Genomic DNA, 24,865 nt, shown 5'->3' with positions numbered 1-24,865 from the left:
TTTTATCGATTATAAGAATTTTACGCAAACAGGGAAGGGAACTTGAACATCTTTTTGCAATAATATTAACTTTCCGTCCTGTTCATTCCGGGCATATAGTGTCAGGTTTCCTGATTGTTCATTAGAAGCGATCATGAATTTCCCGCTAGGATCCAAGGAAAAATCACGTGGCCAATGGCCTTCTGTAGAAACTAGTTCCAAGAATGCCAGTTTGCCTGTTTCTTGATTGATTCGGTAAACGGCAATACTATCATGTCCGCGGTTTGCGGCATATATGAATTGGCCGTCATCAGAAATATGAATGGCGCTTCCTTGGTTATTTTCCTTGAAATCTTCCGGGACGGACCGAACCGTTTGTAATACAGAAAAGCTTCCGGTTTGACTATCGTAGCTCAAAACAATGACTTCTGGTACAAGTTCTGCCATAACATACGCAAATTTTCCGTTTGGGTGGAAGGTCAAATGCCGTGGTCCGCTGCCAGAAGCAACAGATAAGCTGTTTACTTCTTCTAAAGCCCCATTATCTAATTTATAGGTTATTACTTTATCAATTCCGAGGTCGACTACAGCAATGAACCTTTCATCCGGTGTGAATCCGGCGAAATGAGTGTGCGCTTTTTCCTGACGTTCTTCATTCGGTCCTTTACCGTCATGCTGAACCGTGGATGAAACAGGCAAAGGGGTCCCATCGTCATGAAGCGGATAGGATTCAATCACGCCTTCTCCATAACTGGAAGTGACCAAGACCTGTTTCTTGCTGTCGACACTTATATGGCAGGAAGAGCCATTTGGGGTCAGTTGTTTGCCCAAGAAGGTAAGTTCACCTGATCCTTCTTTGATCGAATAGGCTGAAACTCCGCCGCTGCCCGCTTCTTTTAATATGGCATAGAGATACTTTTTGTCCTGGCTGATGGCAACATAAGTCGGATCTGTTAATTCAGCTGCAAGAACCGGTGTACTGAGTTTTCCTTCTGCTGTATCTAAAGTGAAGCGGTAAATGCCTTTACTGTTTCCTTTTGTGTAAGTGCCTATGTATCCAATTATGGTTTGTTGTTCATGATTTGCCATTTTTATCTCCTCCAAGAAAGATGTGTGTTTACATTTATTTTAACATAGATGGTACCCATTATATCCTTTTCCCGGTTTAAGTCGAGTTGGAACCTGATTCTTTTAGAAATTATTGGGGTGGGTAGAAAAAAACCCCCGACTAGGGGGTTAAATTTTATCGACTGGCTTTGATGCTTCGATAGGAATATGCCTAAACTCAGAAACTGAAAATAAACCCTGATCCGTCAGTTTAATTTCAGGGATGACAGGCAACGCCAAGAATGCAAGTGTAAGGAAAGGGTTGAAATGCCGGTTTGCACCCAGTTTCAATAGGGCTCCATCGATTTTTTTCAATGAACTGACCACATCCATATAATTCCACTCACTCATCAATCCAGCTATCGGAAGGGGAAGGGATGCAAGTATTTCCCCATTTTGGATTACGGCCAACCCCCCCTGCATTTTTTTGATTTCATTTGCTGCCATAAGCATATCTTGATCATTTGTCCCGGCAATGATCAAATTATGTGAATCATGGGCTACTGTCGTAGCGATTGCGCCTGAATTCAAACCGAGCCCTTTGACGATTCCCAGACCTACTTGTTTGGTCATATGATGCCGTTCAATTACAGCAAGTTTTATATGATCAGCATGTCCGGAGAACCGGAAGAGCCCATCCTGATTAAGTGTAACTGGTTCAATAGAATGTTTTGTAATCAAGCTGTTTGGAGTTATCTCAATAATATTAGCGAACTTCCTTTTAAAAGGTATCGCTAAATCACTTTCCGTTATTTCATGAAATTGAACGGATTGTTTCAATCCGTCGTCAATGGCATGTTCCTTTTCTGGTGGAAAGTTAAGTAAACGATTATTTTGAACGATAAGCTGTCCCTCTTTAAAGACCGAGTGGATGATGACTGAATTAAGATCATCCAATATAAGGAAGTCGGCCTTGTATCCAGGTGCTATGGCACCAGTTTCCTTTAAGCCAAAACATTCTGCTGCATTAATGGTCGCCATTTGAATGGCGGTGATGGGCGGGACACCTGTTTTTATGGAAAGTCGAACGTTGTGATCGATACTCCCCTCAGATACAATATCGTCAAGGTGCCGGTCATCGGTGACGAATAAACAACGGCGGGAGTTCTTCTCATTAATAACAGGAATCAGGTTTTTTAAGTCTTTGGCAACGGTGCCTTCCCTGATCATAAGATACATCCCTTTACGCAGTCTTTCTTTTGCCTCTTCCGCTGTTGTGCATTCATGATCCGTTTTAATGCCTGCACACATATAAACATCGAGCTGTTGTTCGGATAATCCGGCAGCATGGCCATCGATGCTTTTGCCTAGTCTATTAGCATCGTATATTTTTTGCAGCATATCCTCCTCCGTTTGTGAAACGGCCGGGAAATTCATGACTTCGGCCAAACCAAGCACTCTCGGGTTTTGATAAAATGGGATTAAATCTTCACTTCTTAGGACAGCACCAGAATGTTCAAACTCAGTAGCAGGTACACAAGAAGGCATCATGAAGTAAAAGTCAAAAGGAAGTTGATCAGATTGATCAAGCATATATTCCATGCCCATTTTGCCAGAAACATTAGCAATTTCATGAGGGTCTGCAATAATGCTGGTCACACCATGTAAAAGGAGGACTTTTGCGAGTTCCGATGGCCTTACCATCGAAGATTCAATATGGACGTGGCCATCAATGAATGCAGGGCATACGAATTTTCCTGCTGCATCGATTTCTGAAATACCCTCATAACACCCAATTCCAGCAAAAAAACCATCGGCGATAGCAATGTCGCCTGTATAGATTTCCCCATTGAAAACATCTATGATTTGCCCGTTCTTAATGACGCAATCCGCAGGCGTTCTCCCTGCGGCAACGTCTATTCTCCTTTTAAGCAAGTTTTTTTTCATATGCGTAACCCCTTTGGCAAAAATATAACCGGTTAATATTTCACTTTTTCAGTACTGGTTTCCCATGTTTGAAATGGTAATTCGTAGTCGCTGAAAGTAAGTTGTTCCATTTTTATCGTCCGTTTTTCCATTGGCAGGGCAAGTTCCTTATATATAAAGTGATCATCAAAGCCAATTAGTGCAGCGTCTTCTTTCGTGCATGCGTAATAAATGGCTTTTGGACGGGCCCAATAAATAGCACCGATGCACATGGGGCAAGGCTCGCAGCTAGTGTAAATTTCACAATCCGTAAGCTGGAAGCTATCGAGATTCCTGCATGCATCACGAATCGCCTGTACTTCAGCGTGAGCTGTAGGATCGTTGGCCGTTGTCACATTATTACATCCCCTACCTACGACTTTGCCATCTTTAACGACAATAGCACCAAAAGGTCCCCCGTTCTTTGCCATAACATTTTCATATGCAAGCCGAACTGCCATCTCCATGTATTTTACATCCACTAAAAAACACCCCTTCCTATATTTATAACCAAAAAGTGTTGATGTAACGTTAAATAACGTAAATATAATAATCAATATACCATATGCATTCGGAAACGGAGTATGATTTTCTGAAAATAAAGAAAATTCATTTTGAGTCAGAATATATGACGTGCAATCAAAGGTGGTTTAAAAGAATTTTTACAAATAATTATAAAACTGATATTGTTAGAAGAAAATCATTAGAATTATGAAGGTGATATGCATGGGGTTTTTGGGAGTTCTTTTACCGATATTCGGTATATTTGTTTTAGGTTTCATCGGTCAGAAAAAGTTTAAGCTTGATACAAAATCGATTTCCACGATGGCATTATATTTGATGTCACCTTTTCTTGTATTCCGAACTTTTTATTCCGCAGAATTTACGATTAATTATTTTTACCTTTTCTTATTCACGATAGTACTTTGTCTTTCTCTCATTCTGGTAGTCTATATCATATCTTTATTCCGTCATTATACAGTCACTGAAACAAGCGGCATGATATTGGCATCGGCATTCATGAATAACGGGAATTACGGAACACCCGTCATTTTCCTGTTATTCGGAGCCGCAGGACTCGATTATGCAATCATTCTTATGGTGGGACAGCAGTTAGTGATGTGTACGATAGGCATTTATTTCGCAGCAAAGGGCAGCCCGGAAGGTAACGGAGTCCAAACCGCGATTAAAGCAGTATGTCGGATGCCAATTGTTTATGGAGCCATTGCGGGTACGGTATTTCAGCTCGTGAACATACCTTTAAGCAATTCGGTTATGGAAGCTATTAACCTTGTTGCAAATGCAGCGATTCCAACAATCATGATTACACTGGGAATGCAGCTGGCCAACATTTCCCTGAAAAAGATTGCCTATCGAAAGCTATCAGTTTCGCTGCTTCTTAAACTTGCCGTTTCACCAGCCATTGCCTTCTTACTATCACTTGCCTTACCAGTGGGTGAAATGGTCAGGCATATAATGATCATCGTAGCTGCCATGCCAACGGCGGCCAACACAACGATGTATGCGCTCCAATTCAATACAGAGCCTGAATTCGTATCAAGTGCTACTTTCATAAGTACCTCATTAAGCCTGATTACGCTTCCGATCATCTTTTTCTTTGTATTATAGAAGATTATGATTCTAATTATGTGGACAAACTTATTATATGCACGAAGCGGGGTTTCCTATCTAATTCAAGAACGGGATCCGGAAATATTGAATGTATTGACCTTGATGACCAAGTCATGGGCTAGGTTCCACTAGCGGTTAGTATACGAATCTGGTTGATTGGGAAATCATCTTCACTATTTCATTTATATAGGTGAGCTTGTTTAATAGGCGTTTACTTTTTAAATGCTGTATTTGATTGGAGGGGTTTTGTGTTCCAGACTAAAATTAAATTGAATAATACTGGAAAGATTGATGCCATTTTAAAGGAAATCGTCCTGAAAACCCATGAAGAAGCATTAGAAGAAAAACTCTTGCTATGCATGGAGTGCGGGGATGTCGATTTTTATATCACGTATTCAAATAATGAGGAACTTCAAGATGCGATTAATGAAAACTTTGAAATTGATGAATGCGGCGAAATCATGAAAATAGATGAACATCAGGAACTTATGGATGATTTATTCGATTATTTCTTAATCATACACAAGGAAAGTGAATTGTTTGATTATTTTCCAGCAGGTCCATATGCTCTTGGTGGGGAAATCCGTGAATCGGATACGGACATGCTGGCGCCAAAAGGTTTATATTCAGCGCCATTTGAAGATGCTCTAAAAGAGTGGTGAAAAAGACAGCATTGCTGTCTTTTTTCGTCCTGATTATTAAAGATCCTGTATTTATGGGAAATAAATGATTTATTTCAAAAAAAAGGGAATAATTCGAGAGTCAACCGTTTCAACTTAGCAGTTTTATGAAATATAGCAATAATATCATAAAATATGATACCGTTTTTAACAATTTAAAGTTTATATGGTAATTTTAAGAAAAATTTTATATAATAAAAAGTGTGAATATTGAATATATTATTTAAATTACTAGTTTAAAATAACAATAAAAATGGTCTTTTCACTATCATTCTCGAAATATTGGGAAATAATATTGGAAGAAAGGATTATACATAAAATTTGATTCGAGTTAAGGAAATGCTATATCGCATTTTTAGAATTCTGATTATTATAAATTTTCAGTTTCGTGAGATTGATTATGGGCGGGGGGCAAATTATGATAGTTTTTGAACGAGTGAATAAGTTTTATGGCGATTTTCATGTATTGAAAGAGATTAATCTTACAATTAAGAAGGGGGAAGTGGTAGTGGTCATCGGACCGTCCGGATCAGGGAAAAGTACACTCCTTAGATGCATTAATCGTCTAGAGACCATTTCGGAAGGTTCCCTTTCCATAAATGGTTCAAATGTAGCAGATAAAAAAACGGACATAAACAAACTCCGTCGGAATATCGGTATGGTTTTCCAGCATTTTCACTTGTATCCTCATAAAACCGTGCTCGAGAATATCATGCTTGCTCCCAGGAAGGTTTTAGGACAATCCGAAGAGGAAGCGAAAAAGATTGCACTAAAGTATTTGGACAAAGTGGGGATTGGAGATAAAGCGAATTCATTTCCTTCCCAGCTTTCAGGTGGACAGCAACAACGTGTAGCGATTGCCAGAGGTTTGGCAATGGGGCCCGAAATCATGCTATTCGATGAGCCTACCTCAGCCTTGGATCCAGAAATGATCGGCGAGGTACTGGATGTAATGAAAGCCCTTGCCCATGAAGGAATGACGATGGTGGTGGTTACGCACGAAATGGGATTTGCCCGTGAAGTAGCGGATCGAATCGTATTCATGGACGAAGGAAGGGTTTTGGAAGAAGCATCACCGGCCGAGTTTTACGCCAATCCTCGTGAAGAGAGGGCGCGTTTATTCCTTAGCCGTATATTAAATCATTAATAAAAAACAGGGGGGAATTACATGTTGAAGAAAAAGAAATGGTTAAAATTATCTTTGCTGTCATTACTGGCTGTCATCCTATTAGCTGGATGCGGCGGGGGGAATGATTCAGACAAAGCTGAAGAGGGCGGAGGTCAAGACAAAGAAAAAGATGTCCTCGCACAAGTGAAGGAAAAGGATAAGATCGTTTTTGGGGTGAAAAATGATACAAGGCTTTTCGGACTGAAAAATCCTAAAACTGGTGAAGTAGAAGGGTTTGATATTGATATCGCCAAAGCTCTTGCAGCAGAAATCCTTGGTGATGAGAATAAAGTTGAATTTAAAGAAGTGACTTCTAAGACAAGGATGGCATTATTGAATAATGGTGATATCGATGCGATTGTAGCGACCATGACGATCACGGAAGATCGTAAAAAGGAAGTTGACTTCACTGATGTTTACTTCGATGCCGGACAATCTTTGCTAGTCAAAAAGGGCAGTGATATTAAGGGTATCGATAGCTTAAAAGGTAAAAAGGTATTGGCCGTCAAGGGATCTACTTCTTCCATAAATATCCGTGAAAAAGCTCCTGAAGCACAGGTGCTTGAATTTGAAAACTATTCCGAAGCGTTCGCTGCACTTAAGTCCGGACAAGGGGATGCATTGACCACGGATGACTCCATCCTTTATGGAATGGCGGATGAAGATCCAAGTTATGAACTTGTTGGCGGTACATTTACGGAAGAGCCTTATGGAATTGCCGTGAAAAAAGGAAATGCTGACTTTGTTGACGAGTTGAATAAAGCCCTTAAGTCACTTAAAGATTCAGGCAAGTACGATGAAATCCATGATAAATGGATTAAACATTAAACATTTTTGCAAATGTATAAGGGAAGCTGACCTTGAATAACATTTGAACATTGTCTGTGAGGATGAGCGCGTTTTGCTCATCCTTACTAGTTAAAGGAGGGTATGCCGTGCTTGATTTCTCCATTTTAACAGAGAACCTCGATATGTATTTATTAGGCTTTAAAAATACGATCATGTCGAGTTTGATTGCGTTGGTTGCTAGTCTGATTCTTGGTGTGCTGATTGCCATCATGCGGATTGCGCCGATAAAGCCACTAAACTGGCTAGGTACCGCCTATGTCGAGTTCATTCGGAATATACCGTTATTGATCATTACCTTTTTCTTCTTTCTCGGCCTTAAACTAAGCGGTCTATACGCAGGGACATTGGCCTTGACCATTTACACTTCATCTTTCATAGCTGAGGCTATTCGAGCGGGAATACTTTCCGTGCCAAAGGGGCAAATGGAAGCTGCCCGTTCTTCAGGACTGACATATGGGCAGGCAATGAGGCTCGTCATATTGCCACAGGCCGTTAAAATAGTCATACCTCCTTTAGGGAACCAATTTATCAATCTAGTTAAGAATTCTTCCATTTTAGCCGTCGTTGCAGGACTTGATCTGATGTACCACGGAGATTTGATTTCTTCAAGGACTTTTGTCGTGTTTGATGTGTACATTTTCGTTGCAGCGTTTTACTTACTACTTACCATTCCTTTAAGTTTTGGCGTTGGTTATTTGGAAAAACGTCTGGCTAGGAGTAATTGAGGGAGGTATATGATATGGATTTTGCAGGTGCCTATACACCAGATAATCTTAAGTTTTTATTAGAAGGGTTTTGGGTAACGCTCCAGGTAGCGTTTATATCCATTATCCTAAGTTTCATTATTGGCGGGCTTGTAGGTATAATCCGTTACGCGAAGGTGCCGGTGTTATCACAAATATTAGCTTTGATTGTAGAAACGGTACGTAATTTACCGCTTTTATTAATAATATTTTTTACGTATTTTGCTTTGCCGGAGGTTCGGATTAAACTGGAAATCATTCCAGCGGCCATTGTTGCCTTGACAATTTTCGAGTCTGCCATGCTTTCCGAAGTCATTCGAAGTGGGCTAAAATCGATTGATAAAGGCCAAATGGAAGCTGCCCGATCATCTGGCTTGAGCTATACACAGGCATTGATACATATTATTCTGCCCCAAGCGCTGCGCCGCATGGTTCCTCCTATTGTCAGCCAATTCATTTCATTATTAAAGGATACCTCTTTAGCTGTTGTCATCTCTTTACCGGAGCTGACTCATCACGGTCAAATCATATATGGACAAAGTCAAAAGTATTTAATACCGATTTTGATCCTTGTGGCCCTCATGTATTTCATTGTAAACTATAGTCTTTCTTTGGTAGCCCAGAGACTTGAATTGAAACGAACTTAAAGAAAACGACTCAGAGATGAGTCGTTTTAGTTTGTGGATAAAACGGGGTTCGTAAGGTCTTGCCCCAAAGACTTGGAAACCCTCAAGTATTTTTCTTTTTTTAATTAGGAAAAACCCTAACTAGCTTGAAGAATTTGCGATATAACTGCCGAATAACTAAAAGTAGCTGAGACACTGTTAGATGCTTGCGGCGAGAAGGGTTGCAGAAAGTCGGAGGAAAGGGAGCGGATTTCTGAACTCATCTGGAATATTAGAGAAGAATAAATTACAAAAAACGAATCTTTTCCTTTTACCACCCGTATATATAAGGAAGAAAGAAGGTGGGATATATGTCGGAAATCAAACCAACCAATAGCAAAGCGATAGTGTCATTGATCATGGGGGTATTATCCCTGTTTATTCCTTTCATAGGCATCATATTAGGTATTCTAGGTTTAATATTTGCATCCAAGAGTAAACAAGAGATTAAACTTACTGGTGAATCTGGAAATGGATTAGTGACAGCTGGCAGAGTGTGCAGCATTATTGGAATAATCTTGAATGTTATCGTGATCCTGATTTTCCTGGTGTTTTTTTATTTCACAGTAAGTACGGACATAACAACCTTTTAAATCTAGTTTTAACCTGAAAAACTAAGAAAAGTAAATTAAACATATATATAATGGAATTTTATGTTATAATTAACTTAAAAAACCTAAATACTGTATGAAGGGATGATATTTTGACCATTCAAATCTTTGAGTATCCAGCAGTACTCTATTATGAAAAGCACCCGTTGATTATTGATTCTTTTTCCGTTCAAGTTTGTTTCCCGGATTTTAGGCGAGAAGGGATTATTTCTTCCGTTAGCGGTAGGAATCGGGTAGATGCCTTAGCTTGTGCTCAAGAACTGTTGGAATCCATGGTCGAACATTTTATTCATGATAAAAAAACAATCCCGGATGCAAGTGAAATGGAAAAGGTGAATCTGGATAGGGGAATTAATATATGTGAGGCTGCACCCTTCAGGATTGAAATAGAAAACATAATATATGAAAAATAAAAAAACCTTGCCGATTTGGGGACAAGGTTTTTATTTTGGTTTTCTTGAATTAAAATGAACATTTGTAACCCGTAATGTAAAACATTATGCGTTATAAGTAGAGGGTGAAAATGATACCACTGCATATTTTGTAAAACCATCATTACCTGTAAAAGGAATGATGGTTTTTTGTTTTGCTTAAATTCCCCTTTTGATATTTTTTATTTTTGGGAAAAGGATATTGCGTTCTTTATAACGAATATGTATAGTAAAGGTAACATAGGTAAAAAGTATCAATAGTTATATTTTTTGGAGGTGTATGTGTGAAATATTATATAGCATCAGACGAAAAAAATTTGAAGCAAGTAAGGTCATTGATCAAGAAATTGACTTCAAAAGGGTTCACTTGTGTGAATGACTTGAATTTGACTACGAATGATGAGAATAACCCAATTACGGATGGCATAGAGGAATATGAAAAAAAAGGGATTGAGGAAGCCGATTTCATGCTGATATTCCTAACTGCGGGCAAAGGTAATCTATATGAGCTTGGATATGCTTTATCTTTAAATAAGAAAATTATTGTGTATTCACCCGAGAAAGACAATTATCATATTAATAAAAAATCAATTTTCCATAACCTTCCGGAGGTAACGATCTGCAGCGGGACCTTTTATAAGCTCGTTAAATTGATACATACGCTTTCTCAGGAAGGATCTGAAAAAGACTCCCTGCATCAAAAATGATTGTCGAATGTAAAATTTTAAAGGATACCCTCTAATAAAATTTATTTTGAACGAAGTGTTTAATGTATTGAAAATGAGGGTATAAACCATTAAAAAAGGGAGAGGACTGTTTTGGCCATTATTGATATCGACCAATTATTGTTAGCCACTGAAGCGATTGCAGAAGAGTCAGTTCCATTCCATCTTGATACATTTGACATCGATCAACTTTTGGATAAAACGGATTATTGGAATTGGTAAGGAAAAGCATGCCCAGAGAGGATATGCTTTTTTTCTGAGTGAAAATAACCTGATTACGAGTATAAAATTATACATGCAATCAGGCAAGTGAGGATTTTAGATAAGATTAAAAACGGCGTCCTTTTACGAATCCTAAAATAACAAACATCGCGATGGTGCCAATTACAAAAATTGCTTTAATGGATGTTAAGAGAATTTCATCGTACATTTGTATTACCTCCTTGTATGTAATGACAGTGCGATTATGATTAGCTGTTGATGAATAAATTATAACATAAAGTCAATAACTGATGGTGGAAAAATAAAGTCGATATGGGTAATAATGTATAGGTTGTACAATTAAAACATAAAAAAGATATCCTCGACAGCGGATATCGGTAATGTAGGTTATTTAAGTCCAAGCGCTTTTTTCGTTTTTGGTCCGACGACCCCATCGGAAGTGAGCTTTTTGGATTTTTGAAACTTCTTTACGGCAGCTTCAGTATTTTTCCCAAATGACCCATCTACTCCTTTAGTGCTGAATCCAAGTTTAGTTAATCTTTTTTGCAGTTCAATTACCTGGGGGCCGCTGCTTCCTTTCTTCAGGGAAGTGTTGGTATTTACAGGTAGGCTCACAGATCCGCTCACTTTATATCCATTTGTGGCAGCTATGGTGGCAAATGATTTATTCGAACTGGCAATCAACACTACAGTATTCATTTTCACCCTATCGTACAGCCATTGAACATCATTGTTATACATACGAATACAACCGGCACTTATATATTTTCCAATGGTGGAAGGATCATTATTGCCGTGTATTGCGTAGGTATTTCCTGGTGTATTCCTTGCATTGATCCCAAGCCATCTTTTACCTAGAGGGTTTTTTGGGTCTCCGCCTCTAATGTTGCCTTTATAATAGGGACGATTCACAATCTTTGTCACTACCTTGAACTTCCCTTCAGGAGTGTACGAGGCTTTCTTTCCTGTCGCCACGCTGAATACCCTCACCAAATTATCATTTTCGTAATAGGCAAGCTGATTATTGGCTTTATTGATGATAATCAGTTGTCTTGCTGCCGCATCTGAAGTATTACTGAACCCAACAAAACTAAAAGCGAATATTAATATAAATACCATTAATTTTTTCATGTTTCTCCCCGTCCCCCATTTAAGCAACCTACATTTACACATATACTATCCTATGCATGAAGTGAAGCTGGAGTGACAATTTTTTAAAGTAGGGGTAGACTAAAAATATGTAATATTAAAACAAGGGCAACTTTCAGCTTTTTGGCAAACGTAGAAATGATGGGCACTAATATTGGCCATATTACATACATTATTGAAGTGGGAGGTGGGGAAGAATTGTCACGCCTAAAGGTGGAGGACTATTTAGAACAAGGCATTCATGGTCCAAAAGAAATAAAGCCTGGTGAACGCAGGGAATTCCTAGGAACATTACGGGAGCGCGTCGTCATCGTCCTAAAAAAAAGCCAAGTCTTTGAGACGAACGTATATCCGGAGATAGAGCAAATGATTAAGCAACACCCCCGTTCAAATTTATTTTTAAATGGTCAGATGGACTATCAATATTTAGGGAAATATATAAAATTGGCAATGAGTCATAATATTCCTTACAAAATTGTACTAAATAAAGAACATAACTCCGATTTGGGTTTGGTATTAGCAGAAAATAATGCCATAAACAAAGAGGAAATTTATATCGAGAAGAAATATCATGTCCAGCAAGTCATCAAAAAGAAAAGCTTCAAAGCGTTTTTTAAACGCATTGTTAAAAAATTATTAAACAAACGTTGATAGAATATCAACGTTTTTAGTTTGTCTACAAAAGTGGGGAAGGTTTCACTCATTTTTACGAGAAAAGGTAATCTTTTTTGTTACTGTATATGAAATCATCTGGAATTTTTGAGGGTTAGTTAATTTGGCCTTTCATCTCCAATCTAGGCATTCGCTTTCCGAGTGCGGTCCGGGGAGGTCCCTCGGCGCTCTTTGTGCCTGTGGGGTCTCCCTTGGGCGCGTTTTTTCCACATGGTCTCGACGGCTTCCGTAATTAACTGAATTTGATAATTCTTAATGGTTTTTACTGTTTTAACCTTCAATAGATTGAAAAAATATGCTTCACTCCTGCCGAATAACTGGCTTGGCAGGCAGTCGGCGAAAAGAAGTTTTAAGAAAAACTGCAGGCAAAACCGTTTCTCATAGAGGAATCTGAAATGGAAAGTCCTTTTTTAAAAAAAACGTTATTCTTTATGTAATCCTTTTCCGTAGTCTGTAAAACTTCCTGAAATTCCCTATAATCGTTTTTACTACAGAATAAGCGGGGATAGCGATTAAAATGCCAATGAAACCGTAAATTGATCCAGCAGCAAGCAGCAATAAGATAATGGTAAGTGGGTGAATGTTAAGCCGTTTCCCCATAATATTCGGTGTAACCAAATGCCCTTCAACCTGTTGAACAACGGTAAGGACAATGAGTACTTTCACTGCCAACCCAATGTCTTGCTGCAAGGCAATGAAAAGGGCAGGTATGATGCTTAATAATGGACCAAGGAATGGTACAACCGTAAAAATCATGGCGAATAAGGCTAATACGAGTGCATAATCGAGGCCGATAATCAGGTAGCCGATATACATCAAAGTCCCAATGACGATTGATATGATGAATTGACCGATAATATAAGTTGAAAGGGCTTTATCGACGTCTTTTAAAATCGTGTTCCCCTCTGATTCTACATCGTCCGGTATATATTTTAATAGAAATGGTCTTAATTTATCTCCATCCTTCAAGAAATAGAATAAAATGAATGGTGTAATGACCAATACTGTTAATACACTCGTGATCGTGGAGAAAATGGTATTGACATTCACTATTATTCTTTCCGAGTAATTTTTCAAATGGTTGACCGCTTTTTCTTTCAGATCTTCCATATTAACCATGCCAAAATCATTTTTTTCAATCATCACTTCAGATTCTTTAGAGAATTCCTTGACTTTACTGGGGAGGTTTTCAGACATTTTTTGAAATTGGTCCACGATTACAGGACTTCCAAAGTAACTTACCATCCCAATCATGAAAAATATAGTCAAAAAAACGGTGAAGATGCTAGCTGACCTCGGGATAAATTCAGTCAAAAAGTTAACTACTGGCCGTAATATATAGTATAAAAGCCCAGCCGCAATAATAGGGAAAAACATGGCAGCAATGATTTTTTGCAGCGGAAGCAGAATGAAATCAATCTTACCTAGTAAAAAAATAATTAAAATGATCAAAATGGTCGCGAATGCATATTTGAAAAACGGTTTATTGATCCACAAGACTATCCCCCCTAAATCCATATCTTACTTGATTCCCTGATTTAGCTTAATGTTAAACTATATAACTTGTTCAAATGTTTGGTCTATCGCTGTGAAATGATGGTCAATGTTTTAAAAAATATCGGTCACCTTGACGTTTTCCTGCCTTAATAAGCAAAATAAAGTCGGCCTAAAAGGATTGCGCCGCTAAATGCATTTCCTAAGACTATGGGATTTAAGCATCAGAAATGATAACAACTGAACGAGCATACCTTCCGGGGGAATGAAGTCACCCATAAAATTTCGGATGTGCTACAATTCCTATAGAAACTCCGTTATGGCCATAAACAAACTAAAAAAGGCATCATCAAAGGTAAAATCCGTTTAAGGAAGTTTACTTGATAATGCCTTTTTGCAAGGTTTTGAATTAAGATATTTTACTTAATGTGTTCGTTACTCCTTGTTTCTGTTCTCTTTGCATTTTTTTAATGTCGAGACGCAGCCAGATGGAGATGGTGAATGCTATCGCAATTAAAGCTGCGAAAACATAGAATACCGGGATGTAACTGTTCGTACTTTCCCTGATTGCAGTTACCAACATCGGTCCGCAAACCCCGCCTAGAGACCACGTAGTTAAAAGATAACCGTGGATGGCCCCAATTTCCTTAGTTCCAAACAAATCCCCGGCAAATGCAGGGAGATTTGAAAATCCTCCTCCATAACAACTAACGACCAGTAAGATGAGTCCTTGGAACAATAGTGTATTTGTTGTCGTTGGAAGTAAAAGGAATGCTCCGATTTGAATGATGAAGAAAATGATGAATACATTTGGACGCCCAATATAATCAGATGCTGCTGCCCAGCCAAGTCTTCCTCCGCCATTAAAGATTCCCATGATGCCCACTAATGTTGCTGCACCTGCTACAGAAAGACCAACAACGTCTTGAGCCATCGGTGAAGCTACCGAAATCATCATGATCCCTGCACTTGTATTTATCAATTTCATGGACCATAACATCCAGAAGTGTTTAGTTTTAACCGCTTCTTTTGCAGTTAATTGCCTTAGGTCTTTCTTCAGTTCTTTCTTACCGGACTCAATATCTTTTTTCATTCCTTCAGGTAGCCAGTTGGCCTTTGGAGGTGCAATATAGGATGCACCTAAGAACATCAATATGAAATAGCCTGCTCCTAAAATATAATAGGTAGTATAAATGCCAACGGATTCCATAAGGCTTGCAGCTACTGGGGCTGTAATGAGAGCTCCGGCGCCGAAACCTAAAACTGCCATCCCTGTTGCCAATCCCCTGCGATCAGGGAACCATTTGACTAAAGTGGATACTGGTGAAATGTACCCGATCCCCATACCAAGTCCACTTAAAAACCCATATGTCAATAGGTAAAGCGGAAGTGAATCGACCATTACTGCTAATCCGGAACCAGCTTGTCCTAAACCGAATAATACAGCTGCCACCATAGCTGATTTTCTTGGACCATTTTTTTCCACGAATTTACCAAAGAAGGCAGCAGAAGTTCCTGCAAGCGCCATCATTATTGTGAATGCTAATGTTACTTCAGTTTCTGACCACCCCATAGTCTCAACTAACGGTTTTTTGTATACGCTATAGGCGTATGCACCACCAATGGAAAGGTGAATGGCGATAGCTGATAAAGCGATTAACCATCTGTTTTTTGTCATGTTGTTACCCCTTTTCGTCAAAAATAAGAAAGTTGCATGCGTTTTATCTATAATATATCGTTTTGCATGCGTTTTATCTATCTTGTGGGATAAGTATATAAGATTATTATTTAGTAGTAAACTACTAAATTGAATTTCATGAAAAAATTTCCTCTTTATTCCATTGGGTTGAAATTGGAAATGGCACTAAAAAAACCATTTGTGAATCAGATCCAAAAAATGTTTTATCTTCTTATACTTAAAAAATACATATAAGTTTGTAGCTATCAGTTATATAAGCTTTTAGAACTTGTAATCACAAACTTGCTGCACATCTTTTTGTATAGTGATTTTCCTGTTTACAAAATGGGAAACGATTGAATTTACTTTAAGGTGCCATGATCGAATAACTAGAAATTTTCTCATTGGCTTTATTGTAATAATTTTGTTAAAATAAACTAATATTTACGAGTTCAATTACCTTAGCGGACAATCGGAATAGATTTTGATGAAGGGTTTCGGAAATTTGGGTTCTTTTTATCAGAAAACATCGTCTGAAAATCAAAAAATCCCATTTATTTTGAAAAAATTCCGAAAATTTCGTCTTAAAGGCTTGAACTATGATTCCTTATAGGAGTAAACTAATTAAAGATAGATTTTATGGAAGTGAAATCTTGTAAATTTAATCAACAAGGGGTTTTGGTAATGAAGGAACATGACATGCAAATCACGCTTAGTACAACAAAGAAAGAAAAACCACAGGCGGACCAGCTTGAGTTCGGTAAGCAGTTTACCGATCATATGTTTATTATGGATTACACACAAGGGCAAGGGTGGCATGATCCAAGAATTGTTCCTTATCAACCGCTCACATTAGAGCCGTCAGCTATGATTTTTCACTATGGTCAATCCGTTTTTGAAGGATTGAAGGCATATGCAACATCAGAGGATGAAATTATCTTATTCCGTCCGGAAAAGAATTTCCAACGCTTAAATAGTTCAAATAGCCGATTATGCATACCGGATATCGACGTGGATTTTGCGTTGAAGGCATTAAAGACTTTAATTAGCGTTGATAAGGAGTGGGTTCCCCAGGCAGAAGGGACATCCTTATATATCAGGCCATTCATTATAGCTACTGAGCCATATCTAGGAGTTTCTCCATCTGATAAATATCAGTTCATCATCATCATGTCACCAGTGGGCTCTTATTATAAAGAAGGTATTCATCCTGTTAAAATTGCAGTGGAGTCAGCTTTTACACGTGCAGTTAATGGAGGTACGGGTGAAGCCAAAACGGGCGGTAATTATGCATCGAGCCTTAAAGCCCAGGAAGTATCCGAAAAGATGGGGTATGCCCAAGTTCTTTGGTTAGACGGAGTAGAGAAAAAGTATATCGAAGAAGTTGGAAGCATGAATGTTTTCTTCAAAATTAATGGTGAAATTGTCACTCCTGCTTTAAATGGAAGTATTCTTCCGGGTATTACTCGTGATTCCATTATCGAATTGCTGAAACATTGGGGTCTTCCTGTGTCGGAAAGACGCATTTCGATGGAGGAAGTCCATGAAGCCTATAAATTAGGTCAATTGGAAGAGGCCTTTGGAACGGGAACAGCCGCTGTCATATCACCAATTGGTGAATTTTTGTGGAACGGTGAAGAAATGATTGTTCAAAACGGGGAAACTGGCGAACTTTCTAGAAAGCTATATGATACACTTACAGGTGTCCAAACAGGTAAAGTCGCAGACGAGTTGAACTGGACAACGATAGTTGAAGAAAAAGTGACTCAATAAATACTTAAAAAAAACCTTCTTTGAAGGTTTTTTTTTGTTTTCATATAATCATTTTGTGTCTTATGGCAACCGCGACCGCCTCGGTCCGATGATTCACTCCCAATTTCCTGATAGCAGAAGAAATATGATCTCTGACGGTAAATTCACTAACGCTCATTTTTGGTGCCATTTGCTTTAATCCCATTCCATTGGCTAAGTATTGAAGGACCTCCACTTCTCGTTTGCTTAGAAGGTAAGTGGGAGGGGCGGAATCCATTGTAGAACCGACAGCCAATTTTAAATAATGGGATAGCTTCAATAAATCATTCTTGGTAACTGGCTCGTTGGCGTGAATGGGGTCGACCAAAACTAAACCGATGGCCAAGTCATTCACAATTATCGGAACGATTGCTAATGATGAGATGGAAAATCTTTTAACGTATTTTGCAGGGATGGAGGATTTCGCATGCTGGATGGTTAAGTATATGGGTTTGTTATGGATGACTGCTTGGTGTATGGGGTATATATCATGAATATTTTCTCTGACATTATGTAATGAAAAGGTATCTTCATTTGTACATGCACATATTCCTTCCCCCATTCCTGTTAAACATGAGTAACTGAATAAAGATGCTCGTTGAAATGAAAAAAAATCCACACAGCCCTTTACGATCATTTGTGATTTATTTGCCATATCTTTTTCTTGGGAAATCTTTTTTACATGATTCAACAGAGTTTCCTCAAGCATTCGACTTTATTCCTCCCTACATTTTCAGTGCTAGGATAAATTCTACTGATATCTTACAATAAAATGAAAACTCTTACAAATTTAAAAAATCTTTAGAGATTCATTAGTTTAAAGTTCTAATTCCAAGGAGGCATTACCATGAAAAGAATGAATTTAACGACCACCAGCCGGAGTTTTAGAGAAGATTCCCTCCCATTTAAACTTTATCAAAAGGCAAAGAAATTCGGTATATGGAATCCACGTGACATTGATTTCAGTCAGGATAAAGAAGATTGGAAGTCATTTACTGATATTGAAAGGCAAGTGTTATTAAGGATCATTTCCCTTTTTCAAGGCGGAGAAGAAGCGGTGACTTTGGATCTGCTTCCCTTAATTATGACGATTGCCAAGGAAGGCAGGATCGAAGAAGAAATGTACTTAACGACATTTCTGTTCGAGGAAGCAAAGCATATGGAGTTCTTTCGTTATACATTAGATCAAATAGGTGAAACGGGTGATTTGACGGTGTATCACTCAGACACATATAAATCGATTTTTTATGAAATATTGCCTGAGGCCATGGAGAAACTTTTATCCGATCAATCCCCTGAAGCAATGGCAGAAGCAGCCACTGTTTATAATATGTTTACAGAGGGTGTACTTGCAGAGACTGGATATTTCGGGTTTTATCAGACTCTTGAAGCAAATAGAATGATGCCTGGTTTATTAAAAGGTGTGGGTCTTTTGAAGAAGGATGAATCACGCCATATTGCATATGGTACCTTCCTGCTTCAAAGAATCATCAGTGAACATCCACATATATTTAAACAGGTTGAAAAGAGAATGGCAGAACTTTCACCACTGGCCATCGCGTTAAATACGGAGGGATATGAACGGTTAGGAAATCCATTTGGTAATGACCAACAAGCTATTTTGGATTTTACAATGAAACAATTAACAGTGCGGATGGAGATTTTAGCCAGGGCAAAAGGAAAGGGGATTGAAGAAATCTATCAAAGTAACGAAATGGAATATGGGGTTTTGTAAAAGTCGATAAAAGAGTCAAGCTTAGTGCCCAGCTTATATTTGCTTATGAATGGACATCAGAAACTTGCAGGAAGGGGCATGAACAATTCTTAACTGAGAATAAAGACTAATTTATCTGAGGTGATATTTTATGAAGGTAAACGCTTTTTCGAATTTTTGGTTAAGGTCTTCAGTATACAGCGGCACTAACACTCGTTCACTCATTCCGGACCTATTCGATGGTCTCGGGGCCAAAAGGATTCTACTCGTGAGTGATGCAGGCTTGGAAAATGCAGGTGTCGTTAAAAAAGTTGTCGAAACTTTTGAGCGACAGAAATTAGTTGCCAGAGCTGAAATAGTTGGACAGTTTCTGGATGTCACACAAGACGCTGCTAGTGAATGTGTAAACGAAGCATTGAAATATGCACGAGATGTGAATGCCGATGCCATACTTGCCATTGGTGGAGGGAGTGTCATTGATACAGCAAAAGCATTGAAATACGGATTATATAAAGGAATTACGGATATAAATGATTCGATACCAAGCGGTTATCTGTATGAGGGATTTCCAAAAGCACAATCCATGAATATCCCGCATATTTCCGTAGCCACAACAGCAGGGACCGGTTCTGAAGTATCGCCGATCGCAGTCATTTATAATGAACATAAAAAAGTCAAAATGAATATATACAATGTTTTTTTAAGTTCGGATGTTGCCATTCTAGATCCCGATTTAACAGTCGGACTACCGTCTGACATTACGGCGTTTACTGGTGCAGATGCATTGACACATGCAATTGAAGCGATTGTTTCACCTGCAGCGACATCAATAACAGATGCCTATGCTTATCAGGCCATTCGAGTTATTGAAAGAAACTTACCTAGGGCCGTTAAGGACGGATCGAATATTGAGGCCAGAAAGGAAATGCTGCATGGAAGCATGATGGGAATCACAGCATTTTGTAGTGCACTGAATGCGATTCCGGTTCATAACTTTGCCCACGCATATGGGGCATTATTCCGTATTCCGCATGGATTGGCAAATGCCGTGTTATTACCGATCGTCATGGAATCAATTCCGGATTTATATCTTCCAAAGGCCCATTTGATAGCCGAAGCCTTTAGTGTGAAAATACAAGGTGAAGAATCAAAAGTGATCTTAGCGAAAGTGGTAGAAAAGCTCCGTGTTTTCTTATCTGATCTTGGGCTGCCTTCCGACTTCAGCGCCTATGACATCAACCAGTCAGATATGGGAATAATACTTAAAGCAGTAATGACCGATCCAGCTGCCGCTAATTACCCAATGTCTGAAGAATTAATAATGTCAGTAGCTTCAAAAGTTTCACCCGTGAGAATTAAGTAGCTAAAAAAAGCCAGCCCATAAAGGTTGGCTTTTTTGCGTTCGGTAAAAATGTCATCCAACATGTTAAGAACCAGTTCGTTTCGATATATGATCTTTTGAATAAGCAACCCCAACTGGGATTGACTTGTTATTGTTTTTTTGCCAGGTTTTCCTGTGCCATCTTTATAAGTTCCTTGACCATGCCTCCTCCTAACTTTCCGCCTATTTTTCCATTCTGCTTGGATGTAAGTTCACCGTTATAATCTTTTTTCAGCGGTACACCCATTTCTTTTGCCACTTCAAACTTTGCTTCTTCGGGATTCTTTGTACCAGCAACTTTGGCTTTTAAATCATTGAGTCCTTTTCGCGCTTCAGCTACTAGAATTTTCCTTCTTCTTGCCAATTTGCATCACTCCTGTTTTTTTCTTAGGTTATCCTAATGTAAAGAAAACGATTAATATGCAGATCGAAAGTTTTGAGAATTGGAATCCCAAGTAGGGTGCAGTCATAATCTCTTAAATAACGAAGTAATTATATAGGATGCGATGGATTAAGAAGTTTTAGTTTATTTAAAGCGGGTAACATATAATAAAATGATGTAAGGAGAAAAATGATGCTAACTGCCAATTCAAGTTTGTTAACAAAAGAAGATATGACAAATCCCGATCGAGTGCCGCAATGGCTTATTAACGAATATCAAACATTCCATAATACAGTGACCGATAAAACCTTTCCTTGTTATTTTGGTATGAAAGCTGAAAATAAAGGGGAACTCCGTTATGCTTATATAACACAGGAAGATTGGTCCAATCTCCCAAAAGCAGTGGAAAGCTTTCTAGATTTATTCCAGGAACCACCGTATATCAGGCATGGCCTTTTTGTCTTTATGGAGCCTGAATCGATAGAGGGTGATATAGAATTTTACCGTAAAAGGTTTTGGGATATCCTGCAATACCTGCATAAAGCGGATAAAAAACCTTGGCCAATTGAAAAGCCGAAAGATCCCGAACATTATTTATGGGATTATCATTTTGCAGGGGAACCAATCTTTGTCTTTGGTAATGCACCTGCTTATAAACAGCGTAAAACCCGAGATTTAGGAAATAGCCTTGTACTTGGATTCCAACCCCGGATGATCTTTGAAGGCCTGGAAGGAACAGAAAAAGGCGGAATCATGTCGCGTGAAAAGGTTCGGGAACGAGTGGAGAAATGGGATAACCTTCCTAAACATCCTGATATCAGTCACTATGGAGATGTAAATCATAATGAATGGAAACAATTTTTCATAGGGGATGATATAGAACCGATAAAAGGTAAGTGTCCCTTCCAACATAAAGAGTTAACTTAACCGAGAGCATATTGCACTCGGTTTTTTCGTATCTTACTTGAAGGCATCGGGGGTTAAAAAATTAAGCCGTGAAAATTCTTGAAAAAGACATTTTAAAATAAAAAACATATTTCTTGCCTTATTGGATATTCAGTTTTATAATGTGAAAGTAGCAATTGCAGTTAATTCGAGATATATGGATTAAATGCTATTTTTTTAATAACATACAAAATTAACAATTGGGGGAACTAAAATGTCTAAAGTATTATTTGTTAAATCAAATGACCGCCCAGCGGATCAAGCAATTAGTGTTAAAATGTATGAAACGTTTTTGAACGCATATAAGGAAGCAAATAGTAACGATGAAATTACTGAATTAGATTTATTTAAACTGAACTTACCTTACTACGGAAATACAGCAATTACTGCCCTATATAAACGCAGCCAAGGCATGGAATTGACTGAAGAAGAAGTGGAGATTGCCGATATCGTGCAACAATATTTGAATCAATTCCTTGCTGCCGATAAAGTAGTATTTGCCTTCCCGCTATGGAATGCAACGGTTCCAGCACCATTGGTAACTTATATTTCTTATCTTGCTCAAGCGGGAACAACTTTCAAATATACAGCTGAAGGCCCAGTAGGCTTAGCTGGAGGTAAAAAAGTGGCATTACTTAATGCACGCGGATCTGATTATGCATTGCCTGGAATGGATGCTGGCGAAATGGCAGAGAAATACGTAACGATGAATTTAAACTTATGGGGTATAACAAACCCAGAAACAGTTGTAATCGAGGGTCATAATCAATACCCAGATCGTTCACAGGATATCGTTGCAGAAGGATTGGCGAAAGTTGCTGAAACTGCAGCAAAATTCTAATGATTATAAGGAAAACCAGTATGTATTTTTATCATACTGGTTTTTCTATGCAGATTTTTCTGAAAGTCGATTATAATAAAGGGTAAGCCTATAAGCATGAAAGGAAGTGCAGACAATATGCAAACGTTTAAATCACGTGACGAAATAAAAATAGAAGAAACTTGGAACTTAAAGGATATTTACAATGATCAGTCTGATTGGGAAAAAGATTATCAAGAAGTCCTGAAGATGACAGAAAAATTAAAAACTTATGATGGGCATATACAGTCGGCTCAAGATTTGTTCGAGTATTTACGATTAAGTGAGGAACTTGGGTACATTTATAACAAGCTATATGTTTTTGCCATGCTGCAAGCGGATTTGGATACACGGGTAACCTCATCACAAGCATTGCTGGATCGGGCTGGTAAGCTAGGGCAGAAAATAAGTAATGCTTCTGCTTTTTTCATGCCGTTTCTTTTGAGCCTGGAAGAACACACATTAAAAGGGTACATAAAGGAAATCGAGGGTTTGAAATATTTTGAGGAGGATTTACTGGATTCCTTCCGCTATAAAGCCCATGTGTTGACGAAAGAACAAGAAGAGGTGCTTTCCCAAATAGGCGAAGCATTTTCTGCACCACAAAAAACGTTCGGGATGATCAACAATGCTGATATTAAATTTGGGGAAGTTACGGATGATGACGGCGAGAGGGTAGAGCTGACGCGAGGAATGTATTCCAAATTAATTGAAGACGATGATCGTGATAAAAGAAAAGAGGCCTATTTCGCCTATTATCAGCCATATGTACAATTGAAGAATACAATTGCTTCCACACTTTCCACAGCAATCAAGAATAATGTGAATCTGTCAAAACTAAGAAATTATCCATCTGCCTTGGAAAAATCATTATTTGGGGATCAAGTTCCAAAAGAGGTTTATGATAATTTGATTATGTCTACTAAGCAAAATATCGGACCGATGCATAAATACATTCATTTAAGAAAAAAATTGCTGGGTGTGGAAGAATTACGTGCCTATGATTTAAGTGTACCATTAGTCGAAGGCGCTAAAGAGGAGATTTCTTACGAGGATGGTTTTTCTTTGATGGTGGAGGCACTGACACCTCTTGGCGAAGAGTATATCACAATCCTGAAAACCTTTAAGGAAAAAAGATATATCGACGTCAGGGAAACACCTGGAAAACGTTCAGGTGCTTACAATTTAGGTCTTTATGGTGTTCACCCTTTCATCTTATTAAATCACCGTGATGATTTAGATAGTGTATTTACACTTGCACATGAATCTGGACATGGCATGCATTCATATTATAGTTCAAAATACCAACCGCAAATCAGTGCCGGGTATTCCATTTTTGTCGCTGAAGTTGCTTCCACTGTAAATGAAATCCTTTTGATCCGCCATTTAATTAAGACTACAAAAGACGTACAGAAGAAAAAACACTTACTTAACCATTTCATAGATAGTTTTAAAGGAACTTTCTTCACACAGGTGATGTTTGCGGAGTTTGAAAAGATCGTACATGAAAAAGCTGAAAATGATGAACCTTTGAATGCCGATGTTTTTAATACAGCCTATGAATCGATATTTCGTGCTTATAATGGAGATGAAATAATTTTCGATGAAGAAGTGAAGTATGGCTGGTCACGCATCCCGCACTTTTATCGTCCGTTTTATGTCTACAAATATGCGACTGGTTACGTTTCAGCCATTACTATCGCTGATAAAATCCTTTCCGGGGACAAAAAAACACTTGAAAGTTATTTGACTTTCTTGAAAAGCGGGAGTTCTGATTTCCCATTGGAGCTTCTTAAGAAAACAGGGGTAGATTTAACTAAACCTGAACCAATCGAAAATGCAATGAAGATTTTCAGCGATTTAGTCGACCAATTCACTGATTTGACAGAAGGCTAATCTAGACCATTTCTTCCAAAAGAGCCCATGGTATGATGTTATAAAAAATGCTATAGTTAAAACATTGGCGTAGGAAAGGCCCAATCAATAGATTGGGCCTTATTTTATATGCTGAAGAAACAGGTAATTCGAGATAAAAGTCATGGTGACAGCGTTATTTTAAACATCGGTGCCTAGCCACTGGGCC

The 24,865-nt window shown here is 38.4% G+C and carries 25 protein-coding genes; 17 read left to right on the top strand and 8 right to left on the bottom strand.

The window, feature by feature from the left end; translation table 11 throughout:
* Nucleotides 1-9 precede the first annotated feature (9 nt).
* The 3 genes from ACQKNS_RS19140 to ACQKNS_RS19130 form a co-directional block, all read right to left on the bottom strand.
* Nucleotides 10-1,068, bottom strand: coding sequence for a lactonase family protein (locus ACQKNS_RS19140; RefSeq protein ID WP_427644865.1), 1,059 nt, complete (start codon nt 1,066-1,068; stop codon nt 10-12).
* A gap of 147 nt (nt 1,069-1,215) precedes the next feature.
* Entirely contained in the window at nt 1,216-2,973 is a 1,758-nt protein-coding gene (gene ade / locus ACQKNS_RS19135; protein WP_427644864.1) for an adenine deaminase, read from the bottom strand.
* A gap of 32 nt (nt 2,974-3,005) precedes the next feature.
* Entirely contained in the window at nt 3,006-3,458 is a 453-nt protein-coding gene (locus ACQKNS_RS19130; protein WP_427645141.1) for a nucleoside deaminase, read from the bottom strand.
* Nucleotides 3,459-3,717: 259 nt separating this feature from the next.
* Between ACQKNS_RS19130 and ACQKNS_RS19125 the strand changes: the two genes are divergently transcribed.
* The 10 genes from ACQKNS_RS19125 (at nt 3,718) to ACQKNS_RS19080 (ending at nt 10,717) form a co-directional block, all read left to right on the top strand.
* Nucleotides 3,718-4,620 (top strand): AEC family transporter, encoded by a 903-nt coding sequence (locus tag ACQKNS_RS19125; protein ID WP_427644863.1) that lies wholly within the window; start codon nt 3,718-3,720, stop codon nt 4,618-4,620.
* A 251-nt stretch (nt 4,621-4,871) separates the two neighbouring features.
* Nucleotides 4,872-5,285 carry a hypothetical protein gene (locus ACQKNS_RS19120; protein ID WP_427644862.1) on the top strand — a complete coding sequence of 138 codons (414 nt, stop codon included), beginning with the start codon at nt 4,872-4,874 and terminating at the stop codon, nt 5,283-5,285.
* 436 nt (nt 5,286-5,721) lie between these two features.
* The gene (locus ACQKNS_RS19115) at nt 5,722-6,450 is read left to right on the top strand and encodes an amino acid ABC transporter ATP-binding protein (RefSeq protein WP_427644861.1); all 729 of its coding nucleotides are present in this window, start codon (nt 5,722-5,724) and stop codon (nt 6,448-6,450) included.
* Between the two features lie 21 nt (nt 6,451-6,471).
* On the top strand, nt 6,472-7,299 hold the full coding sequence (locus ACQKNS_RS19110; RefSeq protein WP_427644860.1) for a transporter substrate-binding domain-containing protein: 828 nt from the start codon (nt 6,472-6,474) through the stop codon (nt 7,297-7,299).
* A gap of 107 nt (nt 7,300-7,406) precedes the next feature.
* On the top strand, nt 7,407-8,045 hold the full coding sequence (locus tag ACQKNS_RS19105) for an amino acid ABC transporter permease (protein ID WP_427644859.1): 639 nt from the start codon (nt 7,407-7,409) through the stop codon (nt 8,043-8,045).
* A gap of 14 nt (nt 8,046-8,059) precedes the next feature.
* On the top strand, nt 8,060-8,710 hold the full coding sequence (locus ACQKNS_RS19100) for an amino acid ABC transporter permease (RefSeq protein WP_063234989.1): 651 nt from the start codon (nt 8,060-8,062) through the stop codon (nt 8,708-8,710).
* 329 nt (nt 8,711-9,039) lie between these two features.
* Complete coding sequence (locus ACQKNS_RS19095; RefSeq protein WP_427644858.1) at nt 9,040-9,321, top strand: DUF4190 domain-containing protein; 282 nt, start codon at nt 9,040-9,042, stop codon at nt 9,319-9,321.
* A 110-nt stretch (nt 9,322-9,431) separates the two neighbouring features.
* Complete coding sequence (locus tag ACQKNS_RS19090) at nt 9,432-9,752, top strand: hypothetical protein (protein WP_427644857.1); 321 nt, start codon at nt 9,432-9,434, stop codon at nt 9,750-9,752.
* A 302-nt stretch (nt 9,753-10,054) separates the two neighbouring features.
* Nucleotides 10,055-10,477, top strand: a complete 423-nt coding sequence (locus ACQKNS_RS19085; protein ID WP_427644856.1) for a nucleoside 2-deoxyribosyltransferase — start codon at nt 10,055-10,057, stop codon at nt 10,475-10,477.
* 111 nt (nt 10,478-10,588) lie between these two features.
* Nucleotides 10,589-10,717 carry a hypothetical protein gene (locus ACQKNS_RS19080; protein ID WP_260288268.1) on the top strand — a complete coding sequence of 43 codons (129 nt, stop codon included), beginning with the start codon at nt 10,589-10,591 and terminating at the stop codon, nt 10,715-10,717.
* A gap of 387 nt (nt 10,718-11,104) precedes the next feature.
* Here ACQKNS_RS19080 and ACQKNS_RS19075 read toward each other — a convergent pair whose 3' ends face one another.
* Entirely contained in the window at nt 11,105-11,848 is a 744-nt protein-coding gene (locus tag ACQKNS_RS19075) for a L,D-transpeptidase family protein (protein ID WP_427644855.1), read from the bottom strand.
* Nucleotides 11,849-12,064: 216 nt separating this feature from the next.
* On the opposite strand from ACQKNS_RS19075, the gene ACQKNS_RS19070 reads away from it, so the two are divergent.
* Nucleotides 12,065-12,517, top strand: a complete 453-nt coding sequence (locus tag ACQKNS_RS19070) for a YueI family protein (protein WP_427644854.1) — start codon at nt 12,065-12,067, stop codon at nt 12,515-12,517.
* 450 nt (nt 12,518-12,967) lie between these two features.
* Here ACQKNS_RS19070 and ACQKNS_RS19065 read toward each other — a convergent pair whose 3' ends face one another.
* Both ACQKNS_RS19065 and ACQKNS_RS19060 read right to left on the bottom strand, forming a co-directional pair.
* Nucleotides 12,968-14,035, bottom strand: a complete 1,068-nt coding sequence (locus tag ACQKNS_RS19065) for an AI-2E family transporter (protein ID WP_427644853.1) — start codon at nt 14,033-14,035, stop codon at nt 12,968-12,970.
* Between the two features lie 406 nt (nt 14,036-14,441).
* A complete protein-coding gene (locus ACQKNS_RS19060; protein WP_427644852.1) occupies nt 14,442-15,710 on the bottom strand; it encodes an L-lactate MFS transporter in 1,269 nt (422 codons plus the stop codon).
* Nucleotides 15,711-16,394: 684 nt separating this feature from the next.
* On the opposite strand from ACQKNS_RS19060, the gene ACQKNS_RS19055 reads away from it, so the two are divergent.
* Complete coding sequence (locus tag ACQKNS_RS19055; protein WP_427644851.1) at nt 16,395-17,483, top strand: branched-chain amino acid aminotransferase; 1,089 nt, start codon at nt 16,395-16,397, stop codon at nt 17,481-17,483.
* Nucleotides 17,484-17,523: 40 nt separating this feature from the next.
* Here ACQKNS_RS19055 and ACQKNS_RS19050 read toward each other — a convergent pair whose 3' ends face one another.
* Entirely contained in the window at nt 17,524-18,210 is a 687-nt protein-coding gene (locus ACQKNS_RS19050; RefSeq protein ID WP_427644850.1) for a LuxR C-terminal-related transcriptional regulator, read from the bottom strand.
* A gap of 138 nt (nt 18,211-18,348) precedes the next feature.
* On the opposite strand from ACQKNS_RS19050, the gene ACQKNS_RS19045 reads away from it, so the two are divergent.
* Both ACQKNS_RS19045 and ACQKNS_RS19040 read left to right on the top strand, forming a co-directional pair.
* A complete protein-coding gene (locus ACQKNS_RS19045) occupies nt 18,349-19,236 on the top strand; it encodes a R2-like ligand-binding oxidase (RefSeq protein WP_427644849.1) in 888 nt (295 codons plus the stop codon).
* 130 nt (nt 19,237-19,366) lie between these two features.
* The gene (locus ACQKNS_RS19040; RefSeq protein WP_427644848.1) at nt 19,367-20,578 is read left to right on the top strand and encodes an iron-containing alcohol dehydrogenase; all 1,212 of its coding nucleotides are present in this window, start codon (nt 19,367-19,369) and stop codon (nt 20,576-20,578) included.
* A 127-nt stretch (nt 20,579-20,705) separates the two neighbouring features.
* On the opposite strand, the gene ACQKNS_RS19035 is transcribed toward ACQKNS_RS19040, so the two are convergent.
* Nucleotides 20,706-20,960, bottom strand: a complete 255-nt coding sequence (locus ACQKNS_RS19035) for a small, acid-soluble spore protein, alpha/beta type (protein ID WP_427644847.1) — start codon at nt 20,958-20,960, stop codon at nt 20,706-20,708.
* A gap of 210 nt (nt 20,961-21,170) precedes the next feature.
* Between ACQKNS_RS19035 and ACQKNS_RS19030 the strand changes: the two genes are divergently transcribed.
* The 3 genes from ACQKNS_RS19030 (at nt 21,171) to pepF (ending at nt 24,678) form a co-directional block, all read left to right on the top strand.
* Nucleotides 21,171-21,905, top strand: coding sequence for a YqcI/YcgG family protein (locus tag ACQKNS_RS19030; RefSeq protein WP_427644846.1), 735 nt, complete (start codon nt 21,171-21,173; stop codon nt 21,903-21,905).
* Nucleotides 21,906-22,137: 232 nt separating this feature from the next.
* A complete protein-coding gene (locus ACQKNS_RS19025; protein WP_427644845.1) occupies nt 22,138-22,764 on the top strand; it encodes an FMN-dependent NADH-azoreductase in 627 nt (208 codons plus the stop codon).
* A gap of 117 nt (nt 22,765-22,881) precedes the next feature.
* On the top strand, nt 22,882-24,678 hold the full coding sequence (gene pepF, locus ACQKNS_RS19020) for an oligoendopeptidase F (protein WP_427644844.1): 1,797 nt from the start codon (nt 22,882-22,884) through the stop codon (nt 24,676-24,678).
* Nucleotides 24,679-24,865: the final 187 nt, after the last annotated feature.

Source organism: Peribacillus sp. NPDC094092, assembly GCF_050279365.1.
Lineage (GTDB): Bacteria > Bacillota > Bacilli > Bacillales > DSM-1321 > Peribacillus.
This window is presented reverse-complemented; position numbering and strand designations above follow the sequence as displayed.